The following is an 18,021-nucleotide window of genomic DNA, read 5'->3' on the forward strand; positions in this document are numbered from 1 at the left end:
ACCGAGATGGCGTTATTAAATGTAGATAAATTATCGGTGCATTTTGGCGACGATAAGACACCGTTCCGCGCGGTCGACCGCATCAGCTATCAGGTTGAGCAGGGGCAGGTCGTGGGGATCGTCGGCGAGTCCGGCTCGGGCAAATCGGTCAGTTCGCTGGCGATTATGGGCCTGATCGACTTTCCCGGCAAAGTAATGGCGGAGAAGCTGGAGTTCAACCAGCGCGACCTGAAACGCATCTCCGAAAAAGAGCGCCGCCAGCTGGTGGGCGCGGAAGTGGCGATGATTTTCCAGGATCCCATGACCAGCCTGAACCCCTGCTACACCGTCGGCTACCAGATCATGGAAGCGATTAAGGTGCATCAGGGCGGCAACCGCCGCACCCGCCGTCAGCGCGCTATCGATCTGCTGACGCAGGTCGGCATTCCCGACCCGGCGTCGCGACTGGATGTCTATCCGCACCAGCTGTCGGGCGGCATGAGCCAGCGCGTGATGATCGCCATGGCGATCGCCTGTCGGCCAAAGCTGCTGATCGCCGACGAGCCGACCACGGCGCTGGACGTGACCATTCAGGCGCAGATTATCGAGCTGCTGCTGGAGCTGCAGCAGCAGGAGAATATGGCGCTGATCCTGATTACGCACGATCTGGCGCTGGTGGCGGAAGCCGCGCACCACATCATCGTGATGTATGCGGGTCAGGTGGTCGAGAGCGGCAAGGCGAGCGATATCTTTAAAGCGCCGCGCCACCCCTATACGCAGGCGCTGCTGCGCGCGCTGCCGGAGTTCGCCGCCGATAAGGCGCGTCTGGCGTCGCTGCCGGGCGTGGTGCCGGGCAAATATGACCGTCCTGTCGGCTGTTTGCTGAATCCGCGCTGCCCCTACGCCACCGATCGCTGCCGTAAAGAAGAACCTGCCTTACGCGACATTCCGGGGCGTCAGTCCAAATGTCACTATCCGCTGGATGATGCCGGGAGACCGACCTATGAGTCTTGATAATACCAGGCAGGATTACCTGCTGCAGGCGATTGACCTGAAAAAACACTATCCGGTGAAGAAAGGCCTGTTCGGCCAGGAGCGCCTGGTGAAAGCGCTGGACGGCGTCTCCTTTAATCTGGAGCGCGGCAAAACGCTGGCGGTGGTCGGCGAGTCCGGCTGCGGGAAATCGACGCTCGGCCGCCTGCTGACCATGATTGAAACGCCGACCGAAGGTCAGCTCTTCTGGCACGGTCAGGATCTGCTGAAGCACGATCCGCAGGCGCAGAAGCTGCGTCGTCAGAAAATCCAGATTGTGTTCCAGAACCCCTACGGTTCGCTTAATCCGCGCAAGAAAGTCAGCCAGATCCTTGAGGAACCGCTGCTGATTAACACCGCGCTGAGCAAGGCGGAGCGTAAAGAGAAGACGCTGGAGATGATGGCGAAGGTCGGCCTGAAAACCGAGCATTACGATCGCTATCCCCATATGTTCTCCGGCGGCCAGCGTCAGCGTATCGCCATCGCGCGCGGGCTGATGCTCGAACCCGACGTGTTGATCGCCGACGAACCGGTCTCGGCGCTCGACGTCTCCGTGCGCGCGCAGGTGCTTAACCTGATGATGGATTTGCAGCAGGAGATGGGGCTCTCTTACGTCTTTATCTCGCACGATCTCTCGGTGGTGGAGCACATTGCGGACGAGGTCATGGTGATGTATCTGGGCCGCTGCGTGGAGAAGGGCAGCAAAGAGGCGATCTTCAGCAATCCGCGCCATCCCTATACTCAGGCGCTGCTGTCGGCCACGCCGCGTCTTAATCCAGACGACCGGCGCGAACGCATCAAGCTGACCGGCGAACTGCCCAGCCCGCTCAATCCGCCGCCGGGCTGCGCCTTTAACGCGCGCTGCCGTCGCCGCTTCGGGACCTGCGTGCAGCTACAGCCGAAGCTGAAGCGCTACGGCGATCAGCAAATCGCCTGCTTCGCCGTCGACCAGGATGAAAACCAGCCGATCGGCGCGGCGGAAGGGATTGTTTAAACACAGAGGCTCCGTAAGGAGCCTTTTTATTGCCCACTCTTCATGTCATCTGATACATCTTCAGCTGCCGTAATAACATTTAGGTAAAAGATTATCGTCGCTGACGTGAGCGGCTGTCGCGACGCTTTGTCTAAAGCGTAAAACGCCTGTCAGCTTTGCATTAAGAAAAAACGCAAAAAAGTCTCTATACGCTATTGGCAGCGCCATCAAAGGGTAAGGCGTAACTTTTATTATTGGACCCCCAATAATTGCTTATCTATTTCAGTTAAGGCTAATTAATTAATTTATTAACAAAACCGACAAGAACGGCTTGTGAGAGTTTTAAATCAATCATAAAGATAAAACTCTTTTATTGAATGTGCGTCTTTTATAATCAGATTTTTCTCACCGGGCCTAAATGAATGTGATATATTCCTGGCAAATTTTTTCCTGAATGCAGGCCATGGCCCGATGAAAAATTACGACGATTTGCAGCGTTTCAAAGAAAAAACGCAAACGCTCGATATCGCCTTTAAAGATATGTCAGGCCAGCTGCAGGAACCCGCTGAAAATAGCCAGTGGGCGCTTATTCGCCAGCTGGCAAATGAAGACGCCTCAACGCCGTTCAGCGGCAGCCAGCGTATCGATTTGCCACAGCCGCAGCCGCTGCGCGGCGATGAGTTTCGCGCGTCAGCCGCCTCGCCGCTGATGCGTCAGCCTGCGGCGTCGCAGCCTGTCGGCGCACGCAGCAGCATTCTCGATAGCCTGACGGATCGCGCGCCTGCTGCTTCGTCGCCCCGATCTTCGCTCTTTCCGGCGCCGCCTGAAGCCGTCGCACCGCCCGCCGTCGCGCCCGTTTCCCCGTCGCCTGTTCCGCCGCTTAGCGTACCCGCCGCATCCGTTTCCGCGCCGCCCGTTCAGGCGTTTAGCCTGCCCGCGGCCGCGCCCGTGCGCCGCTTTGGCGGCCTGTTTCGCGCGCGCCACAGCGAGCCGGTCAGCCTGCCGAAAGAAACCCTGCTCAAACCGTTACTGGAGAAGATTGCGCTATGCCGTTAGTTTGTGTGTGCTCGCCAAAAGGGGGAGTCGGGAAAACCACGCTGGCAGCCAATCTGGCCTGGGGATTAGCGCGGGCGGGCAGCAAGGTATTAGCGATCGATTTTGACGTGCAGAACGCCCTGCGTCTGCATTTCGGCGTGCCGCTCAACGACGGCCGCGGCTTTGTCGCGCGCTCGGAAGAGCAGGCGGACTGGAGCCAGTCGATCCTTACCACCGGCGGCAACATTTTTGTCTTGCCCTACGGCGACGTGACCGAGCCGCAGCGCGAGCGTTTTGAAGAGAACCTGGCGAAAGATCCCCACTTCCTGCGGCGCGGGCTGGATACGGTGCTGAACTATCCCGGTCTGGTGATCGTTGCCGACTTTCCGCCCGGCCCCGGCCCGGCGCTAAAAGCGATGAGCGCGCTGGCGCAAATGCATCTGGTGGTGATGCTGGCCGATACCGCCTCGGTTTCGCTGTTACCGCAAATTGAAAATAACCGCATGATTGGCCAGCCGCTAAATAATCAGCTGGGTCACTACTTCGTGCTGAACCAGAGCGATAACCGCCGCAATATTAGCCGCGACGTCACCGCTTTTATGCAGCAGCGGCTGGGCGACAGCTTACTGGGCGTGGTGCATCGCGATGAGAGCGTGGCGGAAGCCAACGCCTCACAGCAGTCGGTTTACGATTTCAGCCCTGCGTCCGCCGCCGCGTTCGATATTGAACTGATTGGAAAACGCGTGGCGAATATCCTCAATATTTCCGTCGGCAATGGCGAAGTTCAGGCGCCGATCCGCAGCAGCCACTACTAATTGCCTGGCGTCGCCGGGCTATAAAAAACAGCGCTTTTCCAGGGTGAATCATGAATAAGATCGGGTTTTACCTGTTGCTGCTGGTGCTTGCGCCGGCGGCCGCGGTAATCGTCATTACGCCGATGGACAGCCAGAAACAATATATATTTGGCTTAATCAGTATTTTGATGATGTTTTTACTGGGGTTCAGCAAAAGCCGTAAAATAACGGTGGTGATGGTTATTCTCTCTGCCCTGATGTCCACCCGATATATCTGGTGGCGCACTACGGAGACGCTCCATTTTAATTCCGAAACGGAAGCGATCCTCGGCATCGGCTTATATCTTGCTGAAATCTATGTCTGGCTGATTCTAATTCTCGGCTTTCTGCAAACCACCTGGCCGCTAAAGCGCACCATCGAACCGCTGCCGGACGACGTCACCCTCTGGCCGACCGTTGATGTCTACGTGCCGACCTATAACGAAAGCCTCGACGTGGTGCGCGATACGGTGCTGGCGGCGCAGTGTATCGACTACCCGCGCGACAAGCTGAAGGTCTATCTGCTGGATGACGGCAAGCGGCCGGAGTTTGCGGTTTTCGCCGCCGACGTCGGCGTCGGCTATATTACGCGCGACGACAACAGCCACGCCAAAGCGGGCAACCTGAACCACGCCATGAAGATCACCAAAGGCGAACTGATCTGCGTGTTTGACTGCGACCACGTCGCCACGCGCACCTTTCTGCAGGCCACCGTCGGCCCATTCCTGTCCGATCCGAAGCTGGCGCTGCTGCAGACGCCGCACTACTTCTATTCGCCCGATCCCTTCGAACGCAACCTGCGCGCGGCGCGCACCATTCCCAACGAAGGCGCGCTGTTCTATGGCCCGGTACAGCAGGGCAACGACAACTGGAACGCCACCTTTTTCTGCGGCTCCTGCGCGGTGATCCGTCGCGCGGCGCTGGAGGAGATCGGCGGCTTTGCGGTGGAAACGGTGACGGAAGATGCCCATACCGCGCTGAAAATGCAGCGGCGCGGCTGGGGCTCGGCGTTTCTAGCGATCCCGCTGGCGGCCGGTCTGGCGACTGAGCGTCTGGGTCTGCACGTGGTGCAGCGTACGCGCTGGGCGCGCGGTATGACGCAGATTTTCCGCGTCGACAATCCGCTGCTGGGACGCGGCCTGAAGTGGCAGCAGCGCCTCTGCTACCTCAACGCCATGCTGCACTTTCAGTTCGGCCTGCCGCGGGTGGTGTTCCTGACCGCGCCGCTCGCCTATCTGCTGTTCAATCTCAATATCATTCACTCGTCGGCGTCGCTGATCTTCGCCTATGTGCTGCCGCACCTGGTGATGTCGCTCTACGTCAACTCGCGCATGAACGGCCGCTTTCGCTACACCTTCTGGGGCGAAATCTACGAAACTGTGATGTGTTTCCACCTGGTGATCCCGACGCTGCTGACTCTGCTGTCGCCCAGGCACGGCAAATTTAACGTGACCGACAAAGGCGGCCTGCTCGATCAGGGCTTCTTCGATTTTCACATTGTGCGTCCGCACGTCATCGTGGCGGCGCTGCTGGGCATCGGCATCGCCGCAGGCGTGGGGCGCGCGGTGATGCACGACTACTTCGGCGTCGACCCTTACGTGATTGCCCTGAACGTCGGCTGGGCGCTCTTTAGCCTGATTATCCTGATGGCGGCGATCGCGGTGGCGCGTGAAACGCGGCAGGTGCGTAAAACCATCCGCATCGAGGTAGAGATCCCGGCGATTATCCACTACGCCAGCGGCATTTCGTCGCGTACCCGCACCAGCGATCTCTCCATGGGCGGCGCGCAGCTGGATGCGCCGGATAACCGTCATGAAACCGATGAGATTGAAGAGATCGATCTGCTGCTGCAGTCGGGCGCTATTACCATTCCGGTGAGCAAAATTTCCGGCGACGACAAGTCGATTCGCCTGCGCTTCGCCGCGATGCCGCTGGCGCGTCGGCGCGAGCTGGTACGCGTTGTGCTGGCGCGCGCCGACGCCTGGCTTCAGCCGGAGTACAAAAAAGACAATGCGCTACTCTCGCTGGGCACCATTATTCGCACCGTGTTCGAGCTGTTCTGGCTGACCTGGAAGGATCGACGCGCCAAAGGCCGCGCGCCTGCCGCGGCAAAAGAGGACGGCGCAGCATGAAAATCATGACTCACTCTCTGCTGGCGTCATCGCTGGCGGCAGCGCTGTGGCTGAACGCAGGCTGGGCGGAAGCGCCCGATAATTCTGCCGCGCCGGTCAACAGCGCCGCGCCCGCCGCGCCGGAGCCGGCTGTGCCTGTCGCGCCGCAATTGAGCGCGCCTGCTGCGCCGCAGCCGACCGCGCCTGCTGCACCGGAACCGACCGCGCCCGCTGCGCCGCAATTGAGCGCGCCTGCTGCGCCAGAATCGAGCGTGCCTGCTGCACTGGAACCGACCGTGCCCGCCATACAGCAGGAGAGCGCGCTGACGGATCTGCCGCCGCCGGCGGGACTGGAGCAGGCCGATCCGCAGCTTTCGTCCGCCGCCGCCGCCGCGCCCTTTGTGCCGGGCCAGCCGGTAATTGCGCCTGCGCCAGCCGCAGCGCTGAACCAGCCGATCAGCAGCACCATTTCCGTCGCGCAGATGGGCCAGCAGCAGGGCATTATCCTGAGCGGCGGCCAGCTGCAGTCCGGCATCGTTTTTACCCTGCCGGGTGATGAGGTAATCACCAACGCGCACCTCAACTTGTCGCTGCGCGTCTCTCAGGCGCTGGCGGCGCGCAACACCTCGCTGCAGCTGATGCTCAACGGCCAGCCGCTCGGCACGCTGCCCCTTGGCGCCAGCGATAGCGACGTCAGCGACTAGCAGCTGGAGATCCCCGCCGCGATGGTGGTTGCCAGCAATAACCTCAGCTTTAAAATCAACGATGCGGATAAGCTGCTGTGCGAGAAAGAGAGCGCGCAGAACTATCAGGTCACGATCCTGCCGCAGACGACGCTGAGCCTGGAAGGGCAGCAGCTCAATATCGGCACGCGCCTGCGCAACTTCCCGCGTCCGTTTATCGATCCACTGCGCATGACGCCCGCGTCGGTCGCCATGGGCTTCGCCAGCAACGTCGCGCCGGACGCGATTAGCGCCGCCGCGCTGGTGGCGTCGTGGCTCGGCATTCAGAGCGACTACCGCACCATCCGCTTCCCGGTATCGCGCGGCGAGCTGCCCGAGCAAAACGGCATCCTGTTTGGTCATCCGGGCGATCGTATCGGCGCTCTGACTCTGCCGCAGGCGAGCGGCCCGCAGCTGACGCTAGTGGATAACCCTAATAACCCGGTCTATAAGCTGCTGCTGGTGACGGGCGAGGATGACGCCCAGCTGCGTCAGGCGGCGCTGCGCCTCACCACGCAGCCGCTGAATACCGACGCCAGCAGCCTCGCCGTTCAGCCGCAGCCTCTCGCCAGCCGCAAACCCTACGACGCGCCGCGCTGGATCAACACCAGCCGCCCGGTGCGTCTCAACGAACTGCTGGACCCGAATCAGAGCCTGACGTCGACCGGCCTCTGGCACGACGCGCTGCGCGTTAATTTTCGCGCCGCGCCGGATCTCTTCCTGTGGGACGGCGATACCGTGCCGGTAAACCTGAACTATCGCTTTCCGTCAGAGAGCTGGATCGACGAGAACAGCTCTTTCCTCAACGTGATGCTGAACGGCACCTTCCTGCGCAACCTGACGGTAAACAAAGTCGGCCTGCTCGAACAGGCGTGGCACCGTCTGGGCGGCGACGCGCGTCAGGAGCAGTATCAGCTGCATCTCGATCCCTGGCTGATCTACGGCGATAACCAGCTCTCGCTCTACTTCAATATCCGGCCGAAAGCGGACGCGCCCTGCGGCGTGCTGCTCAGCAACAACATCAAAAGCCGCATTGAAGAGGCGTCATGGATCGACCTGAGCCACACGCGCCACTTCACGCTGCTGCCAAATCTCTCCTACTTCGTCGGCGCTTCCTTTCCCTTTACGCGGCTGGCGGACTTCAGCCAGACCACGCTGCTGATGCCGGAGAAACCGAGCAATGCCGAAATCGCCACGCTGCTCGATCTGGCGGCGCGCGCGGGCAACGCCACCGGCGCGGCGCTGACGCAGAACCAGGTGATGTTCGGCCTGCCCAGCGGCGGCACTCACCTGGCGCGGCTGGCGAAGAGCGACGTGCTGGCGATCAGCACCACCGGCGACAGCCGCTTTAACCAGCAGATGCTGGCGCGGTCGCCGTTCGAGGCTAACGGCGCCACCTTCGGCGTGAAAACGCCCTCTACCCTGGACAACGTGCGCAGCTGGCTGACCGGCGACTGGTATCGCCAGCCGCTGGATGCCGATCGCTACTTCTCCTCGAACGAGGCGTGGCGCGGCTTTGTCAGCTACCGCTCGCCCTGGAATCCCGATCGCACCGTGGTAATGACGGTTGCGACCAGCGACGAACAGCTGCTGCGGCTGCATGGCGATTTGAACTCGGCGCGCATTAACGCGGCGATCCGTGGCGATACCGCCATCATCACCGACGAGAACGGCATTCGCAGCTTCCGCGTCGGCCCGCAGTATCCGAGCGGCGAGATGCCCTGGTACATGATGGTGGTGTGGTACGCCAGCCAGCATTCGGTGCTGATGGCGCTGGCGGCGCTGATCCTTGCCGGGCTGGCGGGCGCGGCGATTTTCGCCATGCTGCAGCGCCATGCGCGGCGTCGACTTACCCCGCCCAACGCGCGCGACTCCGGTAAGAGGTCAGGATGAACACAATGAAAACAACGATAAGCACCGGTATCCGTCGCGCGCTGCTGCTGGGCGGCGCGCTTTCTCTCTCTCTGCCGCTGCTGGCGGCGGAAAGCGCCAATCCGGCGCTGCAGGCGCTGTTCGATCAGGCGGCCTACTGGCATCAGAAAGCGCATGACGATTTAGCGAAATCCGCGCTGCAAAAAGTGTTGATGGTGGAACCGAGCAACGCGCAGGCGCTCTATCTGCTGGCGCTCTACTCGCAGCAGGGCGGCGACGTCGAAGGCGCGGCGCGCTACCGCCAGCAGTTGAGCAGCGTCTCGCCGCAGGACGCGCGCCTGAGCGAGCTGGATAACGCGCGCCAGCTGCAAACCATCCCGCAGGCGCAGCTGTCGCTGGCGCGTCAGCAGGCGCGCAGCGGCAATATCGCCGCGTCGCTGCAGACGTGGCGCAACACCTTTAACGGCAACGAGCCGCCCGCCAGCGTGGCGGCGGAGTACTACCTGACGATGGCGGGCGACCGCACCCTGCTGCCGCAGGCGGTCGACGCGCTGCGGCAGTTCTCGGCGGCGCATCCGCAGGATGTCAGCGCCAGGCTGGCGCTGGGCAAAGCCCTGACCTATCAGGACGCCACGCGCCGCGAGGGCGTGGATCTGCTCGGCACGCTGGCGGACGGCAGCGCGGAGGCCGATCGTTCGCTGCGCCAGGCGCTGCTGTGGCTCGGCCCGCAGCCGTCGGACGCCGCGCGCTATCAGAGCTGGCAGCAGCGCCATCCGCAGGACGTGGCGGTAATGGATTACTACCGTAAAAATGTCGGCGGCGCCGAGAAGGGCGCGGGTTTTAACGCGCTTAACAGCGGCGACGTCAGCGGCGCGCAAAACAGTTTTGAGAAAGTGCTGAGCGCCAGTCCGCAGGATGCCGACGCGCTGGCGGGCATGGGCTACGTCGCGCAGCGCGGCGGCCGCTACGGTGAAGCGGCGGACTACCTGCAACGCTCGGCCCAGCTTGGTGGCGAGCGCGGCGCCGAACGGCAGCAGCAGGCCAACGATGCGCGCTTCTATGCGCAGCTGGCGGCGGCGCAGCAGGCGCTGAAAAACGGCGACAGCGTCCAGGCGCTCTCGCTCAGCGCGCCGCTGACGCAGGCTGACGGGGAAAAAGGCGTCGCCGCGCAGCTGTTCCGCGCCGACGTGCTGCGCCGCGGCAGCCAGTTCAGCGAGGCGGAGCGCGCCTATCGCGCCATCCTGCAAAACGATGCGGATAACCGCAGCGCGAAAGAGGGGCTGTTCTATGTTCTGCGCCAGCAAAACCGCAGCGCCGAGGCGAGTACGCTGCTGGCGTCGCTGCCCGACAGCGTGCGCCAGAGCGTGGCGCCGCGCGTCAGCAATGGCGGCAGCGATCCGATTCGCCAGCAGGCGAAACGCGAGCTGAAGGCAGGCGACGCCAGTGCGGCGATCGCCACGCTGCAGCAAGGCATTCAGCGCTACCCCAGCGACGGCTGGCTGCGCCTGGACCTGGCGCGCCTCTACCGCGCGCAGGGCGACACGCCGCAGGCCGCAGGCGTGATGCAGTTTGCGATGCGCGATGGCGCGGGCGTCAGCGAGCGCTACGCCGCCGCTATCAACGCCAGCGAGAGCGGCGGCTGGCAGCAGGCCAGCGCGCTGCTGGCGCGTATTCCCGCCAGCGCCCAGACGCGCGACATGCGCGAGCTGGCACAGCGCGTTAACTTCAATCTGCAGATGGCGACCGCCGACAGCTATCTGGCGCAGGGCGCGAACGCCGCCGCTGTTAACACGCTAAAAGCGCTGGCGCAGACGCCGCCCGCTAATCCGGCGGATGCAGGCAATCTGGCGCAAAAGCTCGCCAGAGCGGGCGACGTCGCGACAGCCGTCGCGATCGTGCGCGGCAACATGCAGCGCGGCGTGCAGGGCAATGCAGGCGACTACGCGGCGCAGGTCGCCGTGCTGAACCAGGCGGGACTGGCCAGCGAAGCGCAGCGCTTCCTCGACGCGCCAGAGCTGCAGGCGCGCAGCACGCCGACGCAGCTGGCAGGTATTCGCAACGGCTACGTGATTAACGAGGTAGATCGCCTGCGCGAGCAGAAGCAGTACGCCGCCGCCTATGACAAGCTCATCGGCGCCCTGCAGCACGACCCGCAGAATCGCGATCTGATGTTCGCTATGGCCCGTCTCTATCAGGACGGCAAGATGAACAAAGAAGCGGGCGTGGTGTATGACTACCTGTTGACCCAGGACACCGCGACCCAGGACGCGCGCGTCGGCGCGATTAACGTGGCGCTGGCGCAGAACAACCTGGCGCGCGCCAACGATCTGTCGCGCGGTCTGCAGGCGCAGCAAACGCCAGAGCGCTTGCTGCTGCTGGCGCGCGTCGCCGATGCGAACGGCGATCGCGCCCAGGCGATGCGCTACCTTCGCAGCGCGCGCGGACAGCTGACTGGTTTGCAGGGCGCACAAAACGGCGAGACGCCGACCGTCGGCGGCCTGGCGCTGGCGGACAATCCCTTTATCGACCGCAGCGCCTCGCCGGTGGGACGCTCGCCATCCAGCTACGGCAGCGTGCTGCCGTGGCAGAGCGCACCGGCTGGCGTGACCAGCAGCGCCGAAGGCGTCGTCCTGGCGAGCGGCGATAACCTGCCGCTGCAGCAGGCGCGCACCCTGCATCAGATCGACAGCATGATGGAGGGGCTGCAGGAGAAAACCGGCACCTGGACGCAGGGTCAGGTGCAGGTGCGCGCGCGCGACGGCGAGTCGGGCCTCAGTAATCTGACCGAGGCGAAAGCGCCGCTGACCTTCTCAACCGTGCCCTTCGGCGACGCACGCTTCGATTTTATGATGACGCCGCTTTCGCTGACGGCGGGCAGCGCGGCAGGCGATGCATGGCGTCGCTTCGGCAGCAACGCGCTTGAGCAGGCGAAGGTGGTTGCCGCCGGCGGCGCGAAGGCCACCGACGTGCCGAGCGCCTCGACCGATTCGCAGCGAGCATCCGGCGTGGAGCTGAACCTGGCGCTGAAAGGCGACAGCTATAAAATCGACCTTGGCAGCACGCCGCTGGGCCAGGATCTCAGCACGCTGGTGGGCGGGGTGCAGTGGTCGCCGAAACTCACCGACTTCCTGACGCTGATCCTTACCGGAGAGCGCCGCGCGATGACCGACAGCCTGCTCTCTTACGTCGGCGTACAGGATAAAGCGAGCGGCAAACGCTGGGGCGGCGTCACTAAAAACGGCGGCAATGCGCTGCTGAGCTATGACAACGGCGATGCGGGCTTCTACGTCGGCGGCGGCGCCTACAGCTATATCGGCGAGAACGTGGCGAGCAACGACAGTCTCAACGCCACGGCGGGCGCTTACGTACGGCCTTTCCACCGCGACGACCGCGAACTGAAGGTCGGCATGAGCCTGTCGTGGATGGATTTCTCGAAAAACCTCAGCTATTTCAGCTACGGTCAGGGCGGCTACTTCAGCCCGCAGAACTATACGGCGGTGTCATTTCCCATCGATTTTACGCGCAAGTTTGATGACCTGAGCGTAAAGGTCGGCGGCTCGGTCGGCTATCAGTCTTACAGCCAGGATCGCAGCGCATACTTCCCGAACGATCCCGCTATGCAGGCGCAGCTGGAATCCTATGCGGCGAGCGGCGCGGTAAAGAGCGCTTACTATAGCGGCGACAGCAAAAACGGCATCGGCTACAACCTGCACGCCGGCGCGGATTACAAAGTGAATAAAGCGGTCACGGTCGGCGGCCAGCTGGGCTACGACACCTTCGGCGACTACAGCGAAAGCACGGCGCAGCTCTACTTCCGCTATCTGTTTGGAGACAACTAATGAGTGAGCATACGGGCGCGGCAAGCCATACGCATCAGCCGGGCTGGTTCGATCTGGTCAGCGTGATGATGGAGGGCATGCTCGCCAATGCGGGCAAAGAAGAGGCGGAGGCGTTTCTCTACGACATGGGCGATTCGCTGGCGGCGCGCTATCCTTTGCCTGACGCGCGCACCGTGCAGGATCTGGAGCGCGAAATGAATTTGCAGCTGGCTCGCTTTAACTGGGGTTTTGTTCAGCTGCAGCCGCAGGACGCGGCGATTTTACTGAAGCACCATGCGCTGCCTGCGGGCGACGGCGCGCTGGATGCGAAAAGCTGGCAGTCGGCGCTGGCCGCCGTGCTGGCGGGACTTTACGGCGGCTGGCTGCGCGCGCAGGGCGGCGGCGCGGCGGTTGCGGTGGCGCTGGAGCTTAACGACGGCAATACGCTGCACTATCGGTACTAACGGAGCGATAAGATGACAAAGCCAGCCTGGCTCAGATGGGTGATTTTTTTCATGGTGATGATGGTAAGCGCGCAGGCGTCGGCCGATGGCTGGAGCACCTTCAAGAGCCGCTTTTCAACGCCGGAAGGACGTATTGTCGATAACGCCAACAATAACGTCAGCCATACCGAAGGGCAGGGCTACGGCATGCTGCTGGCGGTGGCGAACGACGATCGCGCGACCTTCGATAAGCTGTGGAGCTGGACGCGCCAGCATCTGCTGAATACGCAAAACGATCTCTTCTACTGGCGCTATACGCCGGACGTCGCCGAACCGGTGGCAGACAAAAACAACGCCTCCGACGGCGACGTGCTGATTGCCTGGGCGCTGCAGCGCGCGGCCGATAAGTGGTCGTCGCAGGCCTATCAGCAGGCGTCGGATCGCATTCAGCGCGCCATCGTGAAACACAATGTGGTGACCTACGCGGGACGTACGGTGATGCTGCCGGGCGTGCAGGGGTTCAACAAGACCAGCTATGTAGTGCTGAACCCCTCCTATTTTATTTTCGAGGCCTGGCGCGAATTTGCCGAACACAGCCATCTCAAGGTGTGGAACGCCCTGATTGACGACGGCATGGATCTGCTGGGCGAGATGCATTTCGGCAAAACGGGCCTGCCGCTCGACTGGGTGGCGCTGAACGCGGACGGCTCGGTGGCGCCCGCGGTGGGCTACTCGAACCGTTTTAGCTACGACGCGGTGCGCGTGCCGCTCTATATCTGGTGGTACGACCCGCAGAGCCTGCGTCTGGTGCCGTTCCAGAACGTCTGGCAGCGCTACGGTCGCCTGACGACGCCCGCCTGGTTCGACGTGCTGGGCAACAGCAACGCCCCTTATAATCTCGATGGCGGCCTGCTGGCGATCCGCGATCTGACGCTGAACGAGACCGGCTATATCAGCGATCGGCTTGCGCCGGACCAGAATTATTTTTCCGCCAGCTTGCAGTTGCTGGTGTGGCTGGCGCTTCAGGAGAAGCGTTGACGGGTGAGGTTCGCCGCGGCGAACGTTCACCTGACAGCGGTGCGGGTTTCGTTCGCCTGACAGCGAGGGAGTTTCATTTCGCCCGCTGCGGGCGACCGAGCAGGGCCGGTAGGCGCCGGCCCTGCACCCGCGCCCCGGGCCAGCTCACCCGCCCGCTGCGCGGGTCCCTTCGCTCTCTCAGGATTTCTGACGGACCGGCTGGATTCGCCATCCCTGGCTCATGCCAGCCTCTTCGCGGCATCCCTGCCGCTCGTCCTGAAATCCTTCCTCCGCTCAGCGGCTGCGATGGCCCCCACAACCCCGCTGTACGTCCCGATTCCTGAAGGCGCAACTTCGTCGCTGAAAGCATGAGACATGCATTCAGACGACGCCGTCGTTAATAAAAAACAAGGGAACTCACAGGCGGGCAGTCAGAGGCATCCGACACGCTGAGGCGCGCACGGCGGCCAGGACGAGCCGACAGGACGTCGGCGAGAGCGCGGCATGAGACAGGATGTCGAATCCGCGCGGTCCGTGCGGCCGACGTAAGCAACGAAGGGACCGCGCGGAGCGCGGCGTGGAGGCTGCCGGAAGCCGGGATTGTTAAGGGGCTGGCGAGCCCCTTAACACGCACGCCAGCAGCGGAGCGGCTGAAACTCCCTGCCGCCTGGCGGGCGGAACCCGCTCAGAGCCCATTCGCGCAGCGAACCTTGCCGCCTGGCGGGCGGAAACCGCTCAGAGCCTGTTCGCGCGCTCAGCGCCGCCTGCGCAGCAGGCAAAACCTACTGCGGATAAGCAACCCAGTCGCCGCCGTTCAGCCGGATCCACGGCTTGCCCTGATACATCATCACCACGGCATTGTCATTCTCCGACACCACCGGCGTCTGCGGCAGCTTGTCCGCCAGCACCGACATATTGACGTTTGGCGCGTTAAACACCTGCCCATCCACCACGCGGGAAACCAGCTCGGAAATCGCCAGCAGGCTGGTCGGCGCGTCGATGGCCAGCGGCTGGCCCTGATGCGGCGCTTTCATGCCGACAAACTTAATGCCCACCGGCACATGCGTAATGCTCGGGCTGGGAATATCACGCAGGCCCGACATCTGCATCTTGTCGCCCTGCAGCGCCGCGCCGTGCTCCGGCACCACCAGCACCATCACGCGTCGACCCGACTTCTCCAGATTAGTCAGGAACGCGTCGAGCTGGTCGAACAGCAGCTGCGCGCGCGGCTTCCACGGCGCGGTTTTGGTGCTGCCAAGATCGCGCGTGCCATCATGCAGCGGGATCAGGTTATAGAACGTGGCGCTGCGCGCGTCGCTGCTCTTGCTGCGGTCATCCAGCCAGCGCTGCATCAGCTGCGCATCGTTAAATACCGGCGAGCCGTCGAACGAGGTCAGCTCCGGCGCAATGCCCGCCTGCGACATCAGCGGCGCCTGCATGTCACCGTCATCACGCAGCTCCTTGAGATAGTTACCAAACACACCGGTATGGTCCATCATCAGCTGCTCTTTAAAGCCCAGCTTCGCCAGATTTTGAAACAGATAGCAGCTTGTGTCGGTCGGTTTATAGAGATCGCTGTGCGACGTCTGGCCGCAGCTGGCGCGCAGCAGACGAATCCCCGCCGGGCCGCTGTAGCCGGTAGCGGAGTTGTAGTTGTTCAGCACGATATCGAAGTGGCGCCACAGCGGATGGCTGCGCAGTTGCGAAACGTCGATATCGGACCAGGCGAGTGAACAGATATTCACCACCAGAATATCGAACGGCTGCGAATCTGCAGGCAGGCTGTCGGGAAAATGGGTCACGCGCTTGCGTTCGCTGTCGTAAAAACGGTTCAGCCAGGCGGTCAGGTTGGCGCTGGTGGGCGGCGCCGACTGATCGAGGCCGTCCGGCGCGGCGGCGGCCGGGCTCTGTCCGGCCGCTGGCGTCTGGTTAAGCACCACCTCCGGCGTGGCGGCTTTGGTCGGCAGCAGCGACAGCGCGGGGCCGGCGATGGTCAGCACGTTAAGCCAGATCAGCATCAGCGAGACCAGCACCGTTACGCGGATCCACTGCGAAACAAAGAGATAGAGCACCAGCAGCGCAAAGGCGGCGCCGACCATCTGCCAGTTAATGAAGCGGTTAACCAGATCGAGCAAATAGGCGCCGGAGAAGCCCGCCAGCTGGTCGCCCTGGCTGAGAATGCTCTCCAGCCCTGGCAGCCAGGTGTCGTGCCAAAAGAGGCCGAAGCCGATGGGAATCGATATCCAGCTGCGCAGGCGGTGCAGGCGCGGCGAGGGCAGCGGGAACAGCAGCCAGGCCAGGAACACCAGATTGCTCAAGGCGTGGAAGTTGAGATAGCCGTACCAAAGCAGGCCGAACTTGAGCAAAAAGTAGAAGTTCCAGCCGCCCAGCCCGCGCCAGTAAGACCATAAGCGGGAAGAGTGAGCGGAAGTCGGTTGATCGTTATTCATTAATGATTTGCATCCTTTTTCGAGGATTTACGCTGCCAGTGGCCTTCAGACTTTAACGCGCGCGCAGGCAGCAGGCGATTCAACATGCCGTTCCAGCGACGCGGCAGCCATTGCCGATATAACGGCTTTAGAAACAGTAAGATGACTAACGTCAGCAGCGCAATCTGCACCCAGTCCATCAGGTTCATCAGCTTTTCATCTCCGGCAGTAAAGTAATCGGCTGCGGCGCGCTGCGTTCGCGCGTTTCCGCCGGTTCGTCAGCGCTCTGCGTCGGCTGGATCTGCGGTGTGATATCCTGCAGCGCATTCGGCGTCAGATTTTTTATGTTATTGATTTCGGCGAGAATTTGATTGTCCTCAAACCAAACCATCCTGTTTGCGAAAAGCTCGTCGTGCGGCAGCGAAAAGATAAATTTCAGCGCTTTATCGAGATCGTTATAGCGGCAGGAAGAGAGAAACAGGATGACGCGATCGTCCAGCACCGTCACCAGATCGCCGAAGCGGCGCGGCTTGCACAGCGTCAGGATCTGCTGCGGTCTGAGCTGCGGCACCGGCCGCAGCGCCACCAGCAGACCTTTGTCGTTATCCGGCAGCAGGGTGTTGCCGATCAGCTGTCCCACCGCCTGACAGAAGGCGTCGAGGCGCAAATAGCCTTTCTCATGCAGCGGCTGCAGCGCGGCGGTCAGCGCGTCCAGGTTAGCCGGCACGCGGCGGTTGAAAACCTGGCCCTGCAGGCCTTCCAGCGTGGTCAAAAAGCGCGACATGGTGGCGCTGGCGGAGACGATGGCGCTGACGCCGCACGCCAGCAGCAGACGTTCGTCGCTGTAGCGCAGGCTGGTGCCCATTTCGCGCACCACGATTTTTAAGCCGTTGCCGCGCGCGCGGCGCAGGCTGTGCACCATTTTCGCCAGCTCGCCGATCAGGTCGCTGCGGCTCAGGCTGAAAATCACCGTCGCGGCGCTCGCCTGCTGGGCGCGCAAAAAGACCTGTTCATTATCGTCAAACAACTGCCACTGACGCGAAAGGGGCGGTGCGCCCTCCAGCACTATTTTATCGGCAAGATATTGTTGCTCGTCGTTTAAGCTGAGCGGCTCCTGCTTTTCATTTTCATTTACGGCGTAAAAGCGATCGTCTTTGCAGTCAAGACGAATGGCGCGGTCGGCGAGCAACCGATCGCCGGCATACCACCAGTTAATTCGATATTGCCAGCTATCCTGTTGAAAGGCTAAATGCGCCAGGCCGTCAAGCTGTCGAAAATAACGCTGAAGATTATTACGCAGGTTAATTATCGTGGCGCCAGAGGTGACCATTAAAAGCGTCATCTGTTTTTTAATCAGCACCCGGCGCATGCGCTTTATCCACGAGGTTAACTCGGCGTCGTCGAGTTTATCCCACTGCGCCGCGCTGCTGTTAAAAATCACCAGCCCGTTTTTACTGCCGAGCTTGCGGGAAAAGTCGCTCTCCAGATGCAGCAGGCTGCTTTTGTTTTTAGGCAAAGAAAACAAGGGAATACGGTCAGGCCCGCCCGCCGGGTCAGGCGTCAGCAGATCGCGCGGCTTTTCATCTGCGCTGATAAGGGTGACGGATTGCTGCGCCAGGATCGCCTGACGAATAAAAGCGCGCGCATCTTCCTGACGCGCGCAGGTTACCCAATAACAGCCGGGCGTTTGCAATACCGTTAATTCAGGCTGAACCTGCAACAGCCCCAGCGCAAAGGAATTTTTCATATTGAATTCG

11 protein-coding genes and 1 pseudogene are annotated in these 18,021 nt (G+C 62.1%); 9 read left to right on the forward strand and 3 right to left on the reverse strand.

Features of this window, described 5'->3' with window-relative positions:
- Positions 1–6: 6 nt before the first annotated feature.
- The 9 genes and pseudogenes from dppD to JS46_RS19015 all read left to right on the forward strand — a co-directional run bounded on the left by dppD (position 7) and on the right by JS46_RS19015 (position 13,856).
- Positions 7–993, forward strand: a complete 987-nt coding sequence (gene dppD / locus JS46_RS18975) for a dipeptide ABC transporter ATP-binding protein (protein WP_033754472.1) — start codon at positions 7–9, stop codon at positions 991–993.
- Entirely contained in the window at positions 983–2,005 is a 1,023-nt protein-coding gene (gene dppF, locus JS46_RS18980) for a dipeptide ABC transporter ATP-binding subunit DppF (protein WP_033754474.1), read from the forward strand. The genes dppD and dppF overlap by 11 nt, the downstream gene beginning before the upstream one ends.
- Positions 2,006–2,455: 450 nt before the next feature.
- Positions 2,456–3,040 (forward strand): cellulose biosynthesis protein BcsO, encoded by a 585-nt coding sequence (bcsO, locus tag JS46_RS18985; RefSeq protein ID WP_033754476.1) that lies wholly within the window; start codon positions 2,456–2,458, stop codon positions 3,038–3,040.
- Positions 3,031–3,834: a cellulose biosynthesis protein BcsQ gene (gene bcsQ / locus JS46_RS18990; protein ID WP_033754478.1), complete on the forward strand. Its 804-nt coding sequence runs from the start codon at positions 3,031–3,033 to the stop codon at positions 3,832–3,834. The genes bcsO and bcsQ overlap by 10 nt, the downstream gene beginning before the upstream one ends.
- A 50-nt stretch (positions 3,835–3,884) precedes the next feature.
- Positions 3,885–5,984 (forward strand): UDP-forming cellulose synthase catalytic subunit, encoded by a 2,100-nt coding sequence (bcsA, locus tag JS46_RS18995; RefSeq protein ID WP_051563683.1) that lies wholly within the window; start codon positions 3,885–3,887, stop codon positions 5,982–5,984.
- Positions 5,981–8,578 (forward strand): annotated as a pseudogene (bcsB, locus tag JS46_RS22965) (cellulose biosynthesis cyclic di-GMP-binding regulatory protein BcsB). The gene bcsA and the pseudogene bcsB overlap by 4 nt, the downstream one beginning before the upstream one ends.
- Positions 8,579–8,583: 5 nt before the next feature.
- The gene (locus JS46_RS19005; protein WP_152560719.1) at positions 8,584–12,396 is read left to right on the forward strand and encodes a cellulose biosynthesis protein BcsC; all 3,813 of its coding nucleotides are present in this window, start codon (positions 8,584–8,586) and stop codon (positions 12,394–12,396) included.
- Entirely contained in the window at positions 12,396–12,839 is a 444-nt protein-coding gene (bcsD, locus tag JS46_RS19010; RefSeq protein WP_033754483.1) for a cellulose biosynthesis protein BcsD, read from the forward strand. The genes JS46_RS19005 and bcsD overlap by 1 nt, the downstream gene beginning before the upstream one ends.
- Positions 12,840–12,851: 12 nt before the next feature.
- Positions 12,852–13,856: a glycosyl hydrolase family 8 gene (locus JS46_RS19015; RefSeq protein ID WP_033754486.1), complete on the forward strand. Its 1,005-nt coding sequence runs from the start codon at positions 12,852–12,854 to the stop codon at positions 13,854–13,856.
- 761 nt (positions 13,857–14,617) lie between these two features.
- Here JS46_RS19015 and bcsG read toward each other — a convergent pair.
- From bcsG to bcsE, 3 genes are read right to left on the reverse strand one after another with little or no spacing between them, the layout of a single operon-like run.
- Entirely contained in the window at positions 14,618–16,285 is a 1,668-nt protein-coding gene (gene bcsG / locus JS46_RS19020; protein WP_033754489.1) for a cellulose biosynthesis protein BcsG, read from the reverse strand.
- A complete protein-coding gene (gene bcsF, locus JS46_RS19025) occupies positions 16,285–16,473 on the reverse strand; it encodes a cellulose biosynthesis protein BcsF (RefSeq protein ID WP_033754492.1) in 189 nt (62 codons plus the stop codon). Before bcsF ends, bcsG begins: the two co-directional genes overlap by 1 nt.
- Positions 16,473–18,011, reverse strand: coding sequence for a cellulose biosynthesis protein BcsE (gene bcsE, locus JS46_RS19030; protein WP_033754495.1), 1,539 nt, complete (start codon positions 18,009–18,011; stop codon positions 16,473–16,475). Before bcsE ends, bcsF begins: the two co-directional genes overlap by 1 nt.
- Positions 18,012–18,021 lie beyond the last annotated feature (10 nt).

Origin of the sequence: Pantoea sp. NGS-ED-1003 (assembly GCF_000738765.1) — a bacterium.
In the GTDB taxonomy this organism is placed as follows: domain Bacteria; phylum Pseudomonadota; class Gammaproteobacteria; order Enterobacterales; family Enterobacteriaceae; genus Pantoea; species Pantoea septica.

Excerpts from the sequence above, each read along its gene's own strand:
- bcsG (WP_033754489.1), bottom strand. The coding sequence starts at position 16,285 with ATGAATAACGATCAACCGACTTCCGCTCACTCTTCCCGCTTATGGTCT.
- bcsF (WP_033754492.1), bottom strand. The coding sequence starts at position 16,473 with ATGAACCTGATGGACTGGGTGCAGATTGCGCTGCTGACGTTAGTCATC.
- bcsO (WP_033754476.1), top strand. The coding sequence starts at position 2,456 with ATGAAAAATTACGACGATTTGCAGCGTTTCAAAGAAAAAACGCAAACG.
- dppF (WP_033754474.1), top strand. The coding sequence starts at position 983 with ATGAGTCTTGATAATACCAGGCAGGATTACCTGCTGCAGGCGATTGAC.
- bcsQ (WP_033754478.1), top strand. The coding sequence starts at position 3,031 with ATGCCGTTAGTTTGTGTGTGCTCGCCAAAAGGGGGAGTCGGGAAAACC.
- JS46_RS19005 (WP_152560719.1), top strand. The coding sequence starts at position 8,584 with ATGAAAACAACGATAAGCACCGGTATCCGTCGCGCGCTGCTGCTGGGC.
- bcsD (WP_033754483.1), top strand. The coding sequence starts at position 12,396 with ATGAGTGAGCATACGGGCGCGGCAAGCCATACGCATCAGCCGGGCTGG.
- bcsA (WP_051563683.1), top strand. The coding sequence starts at position 3,885 with ATGAATAAGATCGGGTTTTACCTGTTGCTGCTGGTGCTTGCGCCGGCG.
- JS46_RS19015 (WP_033754486.1), top strand. The coding sequence starts at position 12,852 with ATGACAAAGCCAGCCTGGCTCAGATGGGTGATTTTTTTCATGGTGATG.
- bcsE (WP_033754495.1), bottom strand. The coding sequence starts at position 18,011 with ATGAAAAATTCCTTTGCGCTGGGGCTGTTGCAGGTTCAGCCTGAATTA.
- dppD (WP_033754472.1), top strand. The coding sequence starts at position 7 with ATGGCGTTATTAAATGTAGATAAATTATCGGTGCATTTTGGCGACGAT.